This window comes from Paenibacillus sp. FSL H3-0302 (assembly GCF_037982245.1).
Lineage (GTDB): Bacteria > Bacillota > Bacilli > Paenibacillales > Paenibacillaceae > Paenibacillus_AQ > Paenibacillus_AQ odorifer.
The window spans coordinates 335,165-346,888 of record NZ_CP150284.1 but is presented as its reverse complement, the minus strand read 5'-3'; the positions used below and the strand labels follow the sequence as shown (position 1 = coordinate 346,888).

Here is an 11,724-nt window from a genome sequence, read left to right as displayed (position 1 = left end):
TTTTTTAAGCGCGAAACCTAGGTCCAAGCCCACAAGAACCCGTCTCGATCCCAAGCAATTCTCCCGCCATGGAGTTTCCGGAAAGCTTTCTTCACTTCTTTGGAGAGTGAGGCATTGCCGTTCTCATTCACAAATACAAATTGTTCTCCAAAATTCTCTTTCACATATTCAATCGCCGCCGTCTGATGCAAGGTACCCGTAAAACGAATCTCCTTCACCATCCATTCTGCTACTTCTTGTGCGGTTATTTCCATATGGATGCGCCTCCTCTCTGTGCTTACTGCTAAAATGTGCCCTCATTATAACATGAATACAGCCCAACCGGACAAACGTCCGAATTGGGCTGTATTGAAGTCAATTTACATCACTGTGGATAGATATGGTTCGACGGATAACGGGACTTCTGTCCTCCACTCACCATCAACAGAATCCCAGTAATTAAGTGCAAGAACCAGCCTACAAAAGGAATCCATGCCAATAAAGAAGTTATAATTCCTAGCACTGAACCGTAGATAGACTCACGGTCTCTTGAAGATAAAATCAATGTAATCACATGTAGAATAAACATCAACCCCAGAACGGAATACCCCGTGCCAATAACAATAGCAGCACCCAGAATTGGAATTGCCAAAATAATTTCACAGGAACCCGTAATCCATTTCATAGCTTTAGAAGCGCTCAATAGACAACCTCCTAATTGGGTAAAATATATGATTTTTCTAGTGCTAATTATTTTATTTCATACCAACGGCAAAGGTTCTTCCACTTTGTCATGAGATTGCTTCTGCACAAGTGGAGGCAAGCCCTCCTTACTCATTGCTGCCGAAGGGGCCAGCCCCAAACAGTGGCACATTAAAGGAGCCATTCGCAGCTGTGGCAGCATTTCTTCCTCTTTTTCTGAAGATAATACATCTACCCCAAACGTATATAATGGCACATCTCGCTCGGAAGGGGTTATCCCGCCGTGGTACCCATTTGCGTTCATTCCGTGATCTGCCGTAATCATAATCTTATAGCCCTGTTCCATCCAAATAGGCAAAACAGTGGCCAGCAGACCGTCGGCATTACGCACTGAAAGCTCATATTCTTTACTCTCGCCGCCATAACGATGCCCGGCGTCATCTATATTCATGGAGTGAATGTATAGGAAATGCGGATCATAGGCACTCCGTAAATACACCGCGTCGGCAAACACATGACTGTCGGGATAGTGATCCTCGAAATAAAAGCTGCCATGCTGAATGGGCTTCATCACATTGTGCTGATGGCGATCAGCCAGCGGATCAAAAGGGGCCGAATTATAAAGCTCACTGACCCAATGATAGGCGACAGCAGCTGTGCGCAAATTAGCGGCCACTGCCAGATGGAATACGCTCTCTTCATGGCTTGGTCTCACAATATGGTTAGCCGTAATTCCATTTTTGGTCACAGGTGTCCCCGTCAAGAGTACTTCATAAAGCGGGCGTGACAGACTAGGCAATTCCGACTTCACTCGGTGACATGATATTTTCCCCTGCTCCACCAAATGCTCCATATACCCCATATATTCACGTGCGGCCTCATATCTAAGTCCGTCCAACACTACCACAATAAGTTTATTGTTCATTTCAGTCATCTTATTACGCTCCCTCTCGTTCCAGATGCAGCAGCTCAGAAGGGTTCAGAGCCAAGGTGACGTTAGCCCCTTCCACCAGCCTCAGCCAGCGTCCGTCATTTAAAAGATCAACCGTTAAGCAAATGTCTTCTACCTCTACCGTACACCTAATAATATTGCCCAACACGGAGACAGATTTAATGATGCCATCCACCAGTTGCACTCCGGCAGCAACCTCGTGAAGTCCCGCGCCCTCATGCAGCAGCGTAACCGCCTCAGGCCGAATAGCAAAGCGGTCCTGTGTGCTATCTATCCCCCGGAACAACGTCATCACTTCTGATCGGGTCAATACATTGTAACTGCCCATAAACCGGGCAACGAACTCTGTTCGTGGTGCGGAGTACAACCCCTCAGGTGTGCCATCCTGCACAATCCGGCCACCGTTCATAATACAGATGCGGTCAGAAAGAATCAGCGCTTCCTCCTGATCATGTGTCACGAATAGTGTCGTCATGTTAAACCTTTTTTGGATATCACGAATTTCTGCACGTAAATTCTTGCGTATCTTAGCATCTAGTGCGCTTAAGGGTTCATCCAGCAGCAATACTTTGGGCTGCACCGCTAGAGAACGAGCCAGCGCTACCCGCTGCTGCTGTCCACCGGAGAGGGACTGCGGATATACATCCCGTTTATCTTCCAGATCGACCAATGCCAGCAATTCCGCGCAGCGATGATGGCGGGCTGATTTCGATAATCCCCGCATTTTCATTCCATACTCGATATTTTGGCTCACCGTCAGATTGGGGAACAAGGCATAAGACTGAAACACCATTCCTACCTCGCGCTTACGGGGCGGCAAACTTCCCAGATCTTTATTTTCCAAAAGAATTCTGCCGCCATCCAGCTCTGAAAGACCGGCTATGCAGCGTAGCAATGTGCTTTTTCCACAACCGGAGGGGCCTAGCAGTGTCACAAGTTCACCTTCACGGATCTCCAAATCAACATTGTCTAACACACAGGTATTCCCAAACATTTTGCGTACACCCTGCAGCTTTAGATAATCATTCATCCCTTAACGCCCCCTCCCATCTTTTTACCGAGCTTCATGAGTACCATCGAAAGAATTAGAATAAACAGAAAATAAGAGATCGCAATCGCGCTGGCTAAATGTCCACTTTCACCAACCCTTTGATATAGATATACCTGAATCGTCTGAATATGTCCGCCAACTAACATGTTCGTAAGGACAAATTCGCCGAATAGAACTGAAAATGATAACAGTGTAGAGACGATAACCCCAGGCCATATATTAGGCAAAATCACATTCACGAAGGCCGTTCTTCGGCGGGCACCAAGCAGCTCCGCAGCATGCAGCAGTTCAACGGCATTAACCGTTAACAGACTATTGCGAATGCCCTGATACATATAGGGAAGGATGACCACAAAATATGCCCCCACTAATAAATACGCTGTTCCAGCGATATCAAAGGGACCAGAAGAATAGGTACGAATAAGACCTACCGCAGCCACAACACCAGGCACCGCATAAGGCAAAACAACAATACCTTTCATAAAGCTCTCCCAACGCGGAAAATAGAGGGTGATGACAAAAACAGCTGGCAGCATCACGGCTAGACTCAGCACCACGCTGATCAGGCATAAATAAAGCGAGGTCCAAAGCGCCTCCAGAAAGCGAATATCCTCAAACATTTCCCCGAACCAATTCAGCGTCCAAGCCCGGGGCAGCAAGGTATTCTGCCAATCTTGTGCAAAAGCATAAATGCCCGTTGCCAAAAGAGGAAGCAGCAAATACACCATGAGCAGCAGCATGAAGGTGCGTGGAGCAAAGCCTGCTTTACGTATATTCATTGCCCTGCCTCCTCACGAGCTGTCCATAAACGCCGGGAAGCTTTGATTTTCACATCCGGTTTACTGAGTGCTTTCGTTCCGAACCTCTCCGCACGCCGCACCATTAAATGGTTCAGATAAACCGCCAAAATCGTAGTCAGACCAAGCAGAACAGCAAGCGTACTCCCCATTTGTGGCTGTGTAACCACATCTCCGGCAACCAGTGAACCGATACGTACCGCCAACAGATTGTAATTTCCGCCAACCAATGCGTAAGCCGTGGCATAAGCCCCCATTGCATTAGCAAAAAGAATTCCAAGTGTGCCGAAGATCGCCGGAGTTAGAATAGGCAGGCCAATCGTCTTCCAGAACTGCCAAGGCCCAGCCCCCAGTAAGGACGCTGCCTCTCTCCACTGCTCACGAATTCCGTAAAAGGACGGGTACAAAAGCAGTAAGGCTAACGGAACCTGAAAGTATACATACACCAGTATTAGACCTGACCAGCTATATAGATCAAAATCGGCAAAAACACTCCAGCCCCACTGTTTAAATAAGAGTGTAAACACCCCATTATTTCCGAGCAAAATGATATAAGCAAAAGCCAGCGGAACACCTGCGAAGTTAGAGGTCATATTCGACAGCATCAGAAGTCTATCGCGTACTCTCGGGGTAAACCGGGTAATGCAATAAGCACAAAAAAGTCCGACAATGATCCCTATCAGACTTGAGGTTATGGAGATTAGCAGACTGTTCTTAATCGCCTGCATGTAATAGGCACTTTGCAACGCATGCAGATAATTGCCTAACGTAAATCCCGTTCCGTCCGCTGTGCGTAAGCTTCCCGTCAACATGGATAGTATAGGTACCAGTTGAAAGGCTAACACCATTAGTGCAAATGGAATAAGTGCCAGGATCACACCGCGGCTTCTTTGTTTCATCTTACTCGCTCCTTGTCGCAGGAATAGAACAAAGGCGCCTTACGGCATCATGACGAAGGCGCCCTGCTTCTTTTTTAGGGAGAAATGAATACTAATTCAAATGCACAAGCACACGTTCCTGCCACAATTGAGGAATGGTTTTTGCCGTCTCTTCCCATACCTTGTAATCATCAACAGGCTTAGCGTTGACGTATTCTTCTTTTGGCAGCAGCTTAGCTGCAACATCATCCGGCAACGTTACACTGTCACGGATCGGACGAGCATAACCTTTGGCAAGATTAATCTGTCCTTCATCGCTAAGGATGTATTGACGTGTAAGCTTCGCCGCGTTAGGATGCGGCGCATATTTGTTGATGATCGTGGCATACCCGCTCACGACACTGCCTTCCTGGGGAATGGCTACTGCGAAGCCATCTTTGTTGATCTGATCTCTATAGTTCAAAGCGTTGAAATCCCACAGCAGGGTAACTTCTACTTCCCCTTTTTCAATGTTGGCAAGGGAAGCTTCTGCATTGGAGAGACGTCCGTTTTTAGCTAAATCCTCGAAAAAAGCAATCCCCGGTTCAATGTTCGACTCGTCGCCACCAAAGGCCATCGCTGCGGCCAATACAGCCATCTGTGCTTGAGCAGCCTTGGTTACATCACCAACGATGATTTTGTAGTTACCGTTCTTCAGATCTTCCCAGCTCTTCGGTGGATTCGCCACGAGCTTAGTGTTAGTCAGAAAAGAAATGGTGCCTTGATAGCCGACGATCCAATTCCCGTCCTTATCCTTAGCCCAATCGGGGATTTCATCCCAGTAGGATGTTTTATAAGGCTGGGTTACCCCTTTATCCACAGCAACCGATCCAAACGCAATCCCCACATCTCCGATGTCGGCCGTTGGTTTGTCTTTTTCCGCATCAAACTTGGCAATTTCCTCCGCGCTCGACATATCGGTATCCGAATGTGTAAGACCATACTTACTGTTCATATCACTCCATGTATCTTTCCAGTTCGCCCAGGAATCCGGCATTCCTACACTGATGATACTGCCCTCTTCTTTAGCTTTACTCTCGATCTCAGTCAGACTTAATTCTTTGGTGCCAGCCTTTCCATTCGTTGTTTCTTCAGCCTTGGCCGAATTTCCACAAGCAGCAAGCAACAGGACGAGCAAGGATAACATTAGACCCATCGATAATTGATTGTTGATCCCTTTTTTCATGATTTCCCCTTCACTCCTATTTCTTATTTGCGGGCTCTTTATGCTCCAACTGTTAGGCACCCAATTGCAGTATAGGCGTGTACTATTTTCGCGGCATTAAGGAGAATAGGAATATTTGTAAATAAAAAGAAACGACCTGTCGTCTTTTTTAGATGACCGCCGTTTCCCTTAGAAATGTTTTTATGAAAATAATTACATTAATTACACTAAAATAGAACTTTACTGATGTATAGTAGTATTTATTCATAATAAGAAATGACCCTCAGAGGAGCTTGAAAAATGCCGTTTACAAAAATTCAGATGGTAACAGGTTTATTTCTATGTACTTTGCTTATCTCAGCTTGCAACAATGCAGCTACTCCTCCTAAAAATAACACGCCAGATACAAGTAATAAAATCATTCAAATAAACAGTGATCTTTACACCCTCCCATTACGTGATCAGAATACAGAACAATACAACTACGCTGTCAAAACCTCTGCCGGTATCGTATGGTTGCCAGCCCCAAAAATGAACATTGCCTCTGGAACAGAAGCAAATCCATTTTATTTTCCAACAGAGCCATTCACTTTCTATTTAAGTTCTCCTAATGAAAAATCACTAGCTGTAGAAAAGTCCAAGAAGCTATTGACGTTACCTTTAAATGATGGCGATGCTGTTCTGGTGGTTAGCGGCGTTTTTGGATTAGATGATTATATCCTCTATCATACCTTTTCCATTTTCACTGATGGCGCTCAGCCGATACGAGAACAAGCTTGGGTGATGAAGGTAGACGATCCAACATCTAATAAAGAAATTGCTCAATTCCATTCATCTGGAGGTAAATTTTATAGTTATGCAGTTAATGAAAAAGAAAAACTTTATCTATCGGTTTCCATACTTCCTGGAAATGCAGATGGTAGCTATAGTTACGAAGTTTATATTTATAATCTTTTGACTGGCAACAAAGAAAAAATAAATGATTATTCTCTTAATCCCTCATCACTGGATTCCATCCAATTTACTTACAATGACAAAAAATATTCGTATAAACTTCAGTCCAAGTAAAAAACCGCCCGACATTTCCAGGCAGTTTTACATGTATGAATATAACTACCGTCTACGCGCTGCCACACTGACAACACCGTATCTGTAAAGCACCTTCTTACCGAACCAGCCAAAAAGCCGATCCGTAAAGAAGCCCATAAAGCCAAGGCAGAATAACCCGACAAAGATCCAATCCGTACGGAAAAACAACCGGGAATTCCAGATCAGATAACCTACACCTTCGTTCGAAGCAATCATTTCCGCGCCGATAATCGCCATATATGAGGTGCCCATCGCTAACCGGATACCCGTAAAAATATAAGGGATCGTCGCCGGAACGACCACATGAATCAGAATTTGCCACTCACTGGCGCCCATACTGCGGGCTGAGCGGATTTTGTCCTCTTCCACGGACATCACACCGGTTAAAGTATTCAGCACCACGATAAAAAAGGTGGCGTACATAATTAACGCAATCTTCGACTGCTCCCCAATACCAAACCATACTAGGAACAAAGTAATGAATGCAATCGGCGGGATAAAACGGATAAAGTTCAGGAAAGGCTCCGCAAAAATACGGATCAAGTTCACCTTCCCAATGATTAGTCCTACGGGAATCGCCAGTAAACTGCCGAGTACCCAACCAATGAGCACCCGGTAAAAGCTAATCCCGATATATTGCAGCAAGGTTCCGTCTTCCAGCAGCTCCCGTCCGCCTTTAAGTGTACTCCATGGTCCGGGGATCACATCGGGGCCATAGATTACAGCTCCAAGCTGCCAGACGCAGAGCGCGGTAATCCATAGAAGGGTTACGGAAACCCACTTCTTCTCCACCCATTTCCTCATCTGTCTCACCCTATCCTATTCTTCGAAATGACCTTGAATTTGATTGTATAACGAGTAGAATTCCGGTGAGGTTACGTCCCGCGGATACGGCAGTGTATTGTCATAAATATCCGTAATATTAGAGGACGGTCCTACTGACATAATACCAATTCGTTCTCCCAGCAATAACGCCTCCTGAATATCATGAGTTACAAAAATCACCGTCTTATGTGTCTGGCACCAAATGTTGACCAATTCCTTCTGCATCGTTCGGCGCGTCATCGCATCCAGCGCACCAAATGGCTCATCCATCAGCAGAATCGCTGGATCATTCGCCAGCACCCGAGCCAGCTGAACACGCTGCTTCATCCCCCCAGACAGCTCCTTCGGGAACTTCTCCTCATGCCCGTTCAGCCCAACAAGCCCGATGAACTTATCCGATATTGTGTGCCGTTCCCCCTTTGCGATTTTCTTCATCCGCAATCCGAACTCCACATTCTGACGGACGGTTAACCAAGGGAATAAGGAGGAATCCGCCTGCTGGAACACAACCGCCCGATCTCTGCCAGGCTTATTCACCTCTACATTATCCACCCGTAGATGCCCACCGGATTTGGAGACAAACCCGGCGATCATATTCAGCAGTGTTGATTTCCCGCAACCACTCGGCCCGAGCAGAACGAAGAATTGCCCACCTTTAATTACGAGATCTACATCTTTTATAATGTAGTGAACGTCCCCAGCAGTCGGTTCGCTGTAGCTTTTACGGAGCTGCTCAATATGAATGGTATGCTGCTTAGCAGGTAATGACATGCTGAACCCCCCTATTTCTTGTACGTAACCTCTTCTGGCAATGCCTTCGCCAGCGGCTCGAGATTCAGTTTACTATCCAGATCGAAATCCTTCTCAATGATTCCGTTGTCGACCATATATGTCTTCTGCTTGGTCAAACTGTCATACGCTGCTTGAGTAAATCCTAGTGCCCACGGATTATTCGGCAGATCTTTTATCGTTGATTCCTTAGGCTGCTTCACTTCCTTATACATCAGATCAGCAACCTCATCTGGGTGAGCCTGAGCATAGGCTCCGGCTTCATCCACCGCTGCTAGGAAATTCGCTATACCTTGCGGATTCTTAGCCGCAAAATCATTTCCCGTTACAATCCCCATCCCCAATCGAACCGTGGTTTTAGACATATCCGTCAGTTCATGAACACCTTTAAGTGCATAGAGCTTATCATTCAGAACCGAACCATAAAACCATGCTCCATCCACAGCACCTTGCTTCAAAGCGATATAAGCTTCATCAAAGGCACCCTGTCCTATTAACTCCACATCACCGAGAGCAGCATTATGCTCTTTCAAATATTCATCCCAAAGGTACGGAATGAAGGTGCCGCGTATGAAACTCAGCTTTTTCCCTTTCAAATCTTCAGCCTTCTGAATATCGTCCTGTACGAACAATTTCCATTCAGTGGACGCTTCATCAGTCGCTAATCCCGCCGAGGCGATAATAGCATAATCGCCCTTCGCCACTGCGTTCAGCAAGGGGAAGTCTGCCCCGAAAGCCACATCCACCTGTTTAATAAAAAGGGCATTTACACCTTCCGCAGGGGAACCAAAGTTGACCAGTTCAGCGTCAATCCCGTGTTTGGCAAAGATGCCTTTATCTAGTGCCACCCGAAAAGTGGGATTCGTACTGATGTCAGCAATTTTTATCTTTAATGTCTCTGCTTTGCTGTTCGCCGCTCCCTCTTTAGCGGCATTAGAGGCAGCCGCGTCGCCCTTGGAGCTGCAGCCCGATAAAAGGATAACCACTGATAAAGATAAGAGCAGAAAGCTTGAGCTGATCCATGATTTTTTCAACCGACACATCTCCTCAAATTTGTTAATTTACCTTGCGGCTGCTGCCTTCATCCGTCGTCGCCACACAAGCAGCTCCTTCAACAAATGGCAGGGTTGTCGCCACACTTACCACAGAATCCGATCCTTTAGGTGCAGACCCCGGGACTCTGAACTGCGTTACGTCTATTGGCTCAATCGCTTGTTCAACTGGCGTTTCCAGCTGTGGTACCCATGCATAAGGCACACGGTAGGAACGATAGACCATGTTGGTATTTCTGGAGTCCGTAAATGGCGAAATATATTCCCATACCAGTTCATGTTCTGGCGTAACCTCAAAGAGTCTGCCGTTAGAACCTTCTGTAATTAAGGTGTTGCCATTCGGAAGCCGTTGAGCTGAGCTGATATATGGACTGTAGAATTTATAAGAATCGGTTGGGACAGAGAAACCTGCTTCTGCCGCTGTATATTGCCACTCAATCTCAAGGGTTACGGGATTAATCTCCAGAATTCGCGAGTGGTCGCGGAGTGCATTTTTTTGCCCAAAAGGAGAAGATGGATTTGGAAGACCATAACCGCCCCAGCCCCCGTTATCGAATACAAGTAAGTTGCCTTCTCCCGGCAAACCTTTCGGAATGATGTGCGCATGATGCTGGCCAATGATCCAGTCGATATGCTTCACTTCTGGCAGCGAGTAATCCGGACCGATTCTCCAAACGATGGCTCCGGTACGCTTATCCGTGATCGCAATAATATTTGCTTCACGCGCATCCCAGATCACGTTATCCGGATGGAAACGCTCATCCCCTGCATCGTAAAACTTATTGGGTCCTACATAAGAAGCCGAATTGATATGCAGCCAGTCTCCAACACCACCACCTAGATTTCCGAAAGAGCGTGAGTTAGGATCACGAAATAGTACATTTTTGGCCGCTTCATCAAAGCCTAGCTCATCAAAATGTTCATTTGGAGCCCACTCCCAGACGATATTCCCCTCCCAGTCCACCTCAAGGATCGTGTCATCAAGCAATTGTTTGTCGGAGATTTGAGGATTGTAGATATTTTTATGAGCAAGAATTAGCGTTTTTCCACTGTCTACCTTGGGTTCAAGCCCCGGTGCAAAATATCCGACCGGATTGCCTTCGCGCTGATAGTCATGATGCTGGCGGGCATACCAGAGGGGTTCATAACCCGGATCTTCTATATGTTCATAGCTGTTATATTTCCACACGATGTTCCCATCCCAGTCCACCTGTACCAGATCTACATTATCCTGTATTCCGAATTTAGGATCTCTTCTTCCTGTGCTGCCCAGCACATAACCACCCGGGAAGATTTTAGCCGGAAATCCAAGCAGCCCCTTCCACAAATGCACCTCTTTACCGTTCATATCAATCAGTACAACACCTTCTTCACCAGCTTGAAATACGGTATAGCCACTCCAGGCTTTGTTAGGGTTATATACGGTTGCTCCAGTTGGATAAATGGTTGAATGTCCCATCGTTCATCTCTCCTACGTTCAATTTTTAGTAGCTAAGATAATTACTTTTTTTGGTGGTTGTTCGTGGCTTCTGTTCAAGGGTTGGAGAGGTCTCTGCATTCTCCTTGGCGAGCTTCAGCAGGATATCCGAGAATCCTTCCAAATTGCTAATGATCCGCTGATAAAAGTCATTTTGCTGCGCCAATTCCTCCTCCGTAAACCCCTCAAACAAAAGCGAAATACATCGTTCTCCGATGTTGCTGTTCTGCTCCGCCAGCTTGCGGCCTTTATCCGTAATATCCAGCATTACCGTTCTACGGTCGCCTTCTTTACGTCTGCGCACGGTATATCCACCCGCCTCAAGCTTATCGCTCAATGCGGTAATCGCACCTGAGGTGAAGTCTAGTTCATCCGCTAAATCTCCTAGCCTTTGTTCACCATCGCGAATGATTTTGTGCAGAATCAGCATGCCTGGTAAGGAGATACCTGCTACGGCGACTTTATCCCGCTCTTTCACGAATCTGCGAACCGCCTTGCGAAATGCCCAATCTGTCTCCTCCAGCTGTCTCCAATATTGTTCATTCATGGCTTACTAACCTCTGCTTTCTCCCAATCAGCCCATAAAAAAAGACTCCCAGCACCTACCCCTGACAAGGGAAAAGTACGGGAGCCTTTGGTGGTCCAATCAGCTCAGTTGAATTATTTCACTGTTCATTTAATTACTGTTTAAGTATTGGTGATATCATATACCCCTTTATTCCTACCTGTCAAGTAAGTATTTTATATATTCAAAAAAAGAACACCTTCAAAGGTGTCCTCCAACTCGGAAGCTTATAGACCACTTTCCAGTACAAGCGCATGGCTGTCTTCATCATAAACCTGCATAAAAGATGATACGGCCGGTAAATAACGCTCTAACTGGTAAATATATTTTACCCGACTCCTGAATTGGCAGATTGGAGATATTT

The 11,724-nt window shown here is 46.1% G+C and carries 13 protein-coding genes; 1 reads left to right on the top strand and 12 read right to left on the bottom strand.

Translation table 11 applies throughout. The features are described 5' to 3' along the window. Positions 1-17: 17 nt before the first annotated feature. The 7 genes from MHH50_RS01560 to MHH50_RS01530 all read right to left on the bottom strand — a co-directional run bounded on the left by MHH50_RS01560 (position 18) and on the right by MHH50_RS01530 (position 5,584). Complete coding sequence (locus MHH50_RS01560) at positions 18-254, bottom strand: hypothetical protein (protein ID WP_036687339.1); 237 nt, start codon at positions 252-254, stop codon at positions 18-20. A 110-nt stretch (positions 255-364) separates the two neighbouring features. Continuing rightward, positions 365-682 carry a hypothetical protein gene (locus tag MHH50_RS01555; RefSeq protein WP_036687337.1) on the bottom strand — a complete coding sequence of 106 codons (318 nt, stop codon included), beginning with the start codon at positions 680-682 and terminating at the stop codon, positions 365-367. A gap of 57 nt (positions 683-739) precedes the next feature. Continuing rightward, positions 740-1,615: an alkaline phosphatase family protein gene (locus MHH50_RS01550; RefSeq protein ID WP_340033878.1), complete on the bottom strand. Its 876-nt coding sequence runs from the start codon at positions 1,613-1,615 to the stop codon at positions 740-742. Positions 1,616-1,619: 4 nt separating this feature from the next. Next, positions 1,620-2,663: an ABC transporter ATP-binding protein gene (locus tag MHH50_RS01545; RefSeq protein WP_076127045.1), complete on the bottom strand. Its 1,044-nt coding sequence runs from the start codon at positions 2,661-2,663 to the stop codon at positions 1,620-1,622. Continuing rightward, on the bottom strand, positions 2,660-3,463 hold the full coding sequence (locus tag MHH50_RS01540; protein WP_076186152.1) for an ABC transporter permease subunit: 804 nt from the start codon (positions 3,461-3,463) through the stop codon (positions 2,660-2,662). The genes MHH50_RS01545 and MHH50_RS01540 overlap by 4 nt, the downstream gene beginning before the upstream one ends. Further along, the gene (locus MHH50_RS01535) at positions 3,460-4,380 is read right to left on the bottom strand and encodes an ABC transporter permease subunit (protein WP_076278952.1); all 921 of its coding nucleotides are present in this window, start codon (positions 4,378-4,380) and stop codon (positions 3,460-3,462) included. Before MHH50_RS01535 ends, MHH50_RS01540 begins: the two co-directional genes overlap by 4 nt. 91 nt (positions 4,381-4,471) lie before the next feature. Beyond that, on the bottom strand, positions 4,472-5,584 hold the full coding sequence (locus tag MHH50_RS01530; protein WP_340033877.1) for an extracellular solute-binding protein: 1,113 nt from the start codon (positions 5,582-5,584) through the stop codon (positions 4,472-4,474). Between the two features lie 279 nt (positions 5,585-5,863). Here MHH50_RS01530 and MHH50_RS01525 point away from each other — a divergent pair, with 279 nt between their 5' ends. Then, positions 5,864-6,631, top strand: a complete 768-nt coding sequence (locus MHH50_RS01525) for a hypothetical protein (RefSeq protein WP_340033876.1) — start codon at positions 5,864-5,866, stop codon at positions 6,629-6,631. A gap of 45 nt (positions 6,632-6,676) precedes the next feature. Here the strand turns inward: MHH50_RS01525 and MHH50_RS01520 are convergent, their stop codons facing one another. From MHH50_RS01520 to MHH50_RS01500, 5 genes are read right to left on the bottom strand one after another with little or no spacing between them, the layout of a single operon-like run. Then, the gene (locus MHH50_RS01520; RefSeq protein WP_036687327.1) at positions 6,677-7,456 is read right to left on the bottom strand and encodes an ABC transporter permease; all 780 of its coding nucleotides are present in this window, start codon (positions 7,454-7,456) and stop codon (positions 6,677-6,679) included. A gap of 15 nt (positions 7,457-7,471) precedes the next feature. Further along, complete coding sequence (locus MHH50_RS01515; protein ID WP_340033875.1) at positions 7,472-8,248, bottom strand: ABC transporter ATP-binding protein; 777 nt, start codon at positions 8,246-8,248, stop codon at positions 7,472-7,474. An 11-nt stretch (positions 8,249-8,259) separates the two neighbouring features. Further along, complete coding sequence (locus tag MHH50_RS01510) at positions 8,260-9,300, bottom strand: ABC transporter substrate-binding protein (RefSeq protein WP_340033874.1); 1,041 nt, start codon at positions 9,298-9,300, stop codon at positions 8,260-8,262. Between the two features lie 22 nt (positions 9,301-9,322). Further along, positions 9,323-10,777 (bottom strand): aryl-sulfate sulfotransferase, encoded by a 1,455-nt coding sequence (locus MHH50_RS01505; protein ID WP_076186164.1) that lies wholly within the window; start codon positions 10,775-10,777, stop codon positions 9,323-9,325. Positions 10,778-10,802: 25 nt separating this feature from the next. Continuing rightward, positions 10,803-11,342 (bottom strand): MarR family transcriptional regulator, encoded by a 540-nt coding sequence (locus tag MHH50_RS01500; RefSeq protein WP_076127028.1) that lies wholly within the window; start codon positions 11,340-11,342, stop codon positions 10,803-10,805. Positions 11,343-11,724: the final 382 nt, after the last annotated feature.

Coding starts and splice junctions, on each gene's coding strand:
- MHH50_RS01520 (WP_036687327.1), bottom strand. CDS start 7,456: ATGAGGAAATGGGTGGAGAAGAAGTGGGTTTCCGTAACCCTTCTATGG.
- MHH50_RS01525 (WP_340033876.1), top strand. CDS start 5,864: ATGCCGTTTACAAAAATTCAGATGGTAACAGGTTTATTTCTATGTACT.
- MHH50_RS01560 (WP_036687339.1), bottom strand. CDS start 254: ATGGAAATAACCGCACAAGAAGTAGCAGAATGGATGGTGAAGGAGATT.
- MHH50_RS01500 (WP_076127028.1), bottom strand. CDS start 11,342: ATGAATGAACAATATTGGAGACAGCTGGAGGAGACAGATTGGGCATTT.
- MHH50_RS01530 (WP_340033877.1), bottom strand. CDS start 5,584: ATGAAAAAAGGGATCAACAATCAATTATCGATGGGTCTAATGTTATCC.
- MHH50_RS01540 (WP_076186152.1), bottom strand. CDS start 3,463: ATGAATATACGTAAAGCAGGCTTTGCTCCACGCACCTTCATGCTGCTG.
- MHH50_RS01535 (WP_076278952.1), bottom strand. CDS start 4,380: ATGAAACAAAGAAGCCGCGGTGTGATCCTGGCACTTATTCCATTTGCA.
- MHH50_RS01550 (WP_340033878.1), bottom strand. CDS start 1,615: ATGACTGAAATGAACAATAAACTTATTGTGGTAGTGTTGGACGGACTT.
- MHH50_RS01505 (WP_076186164.1), bottom strand. CDS start 10,777: ATGGGACATTCAACCATTTATCCAACTGGAGCAACCGTATATAACCCT.
- MHH50_RS01515 (WP_340033875.1), bottom strand. CDS start 8,248: ATGTCATTACCTGCTAAGCAGCATACCATTCATATTGAGCAGCTCCGT.
- MHH50_RS01545 (WP_076127045.1), bottom strand. CDS start 2,663: ATGAATGATTATCTAAAGCTGCAGGGTGTACGCAAAATGTTTGGGAAT.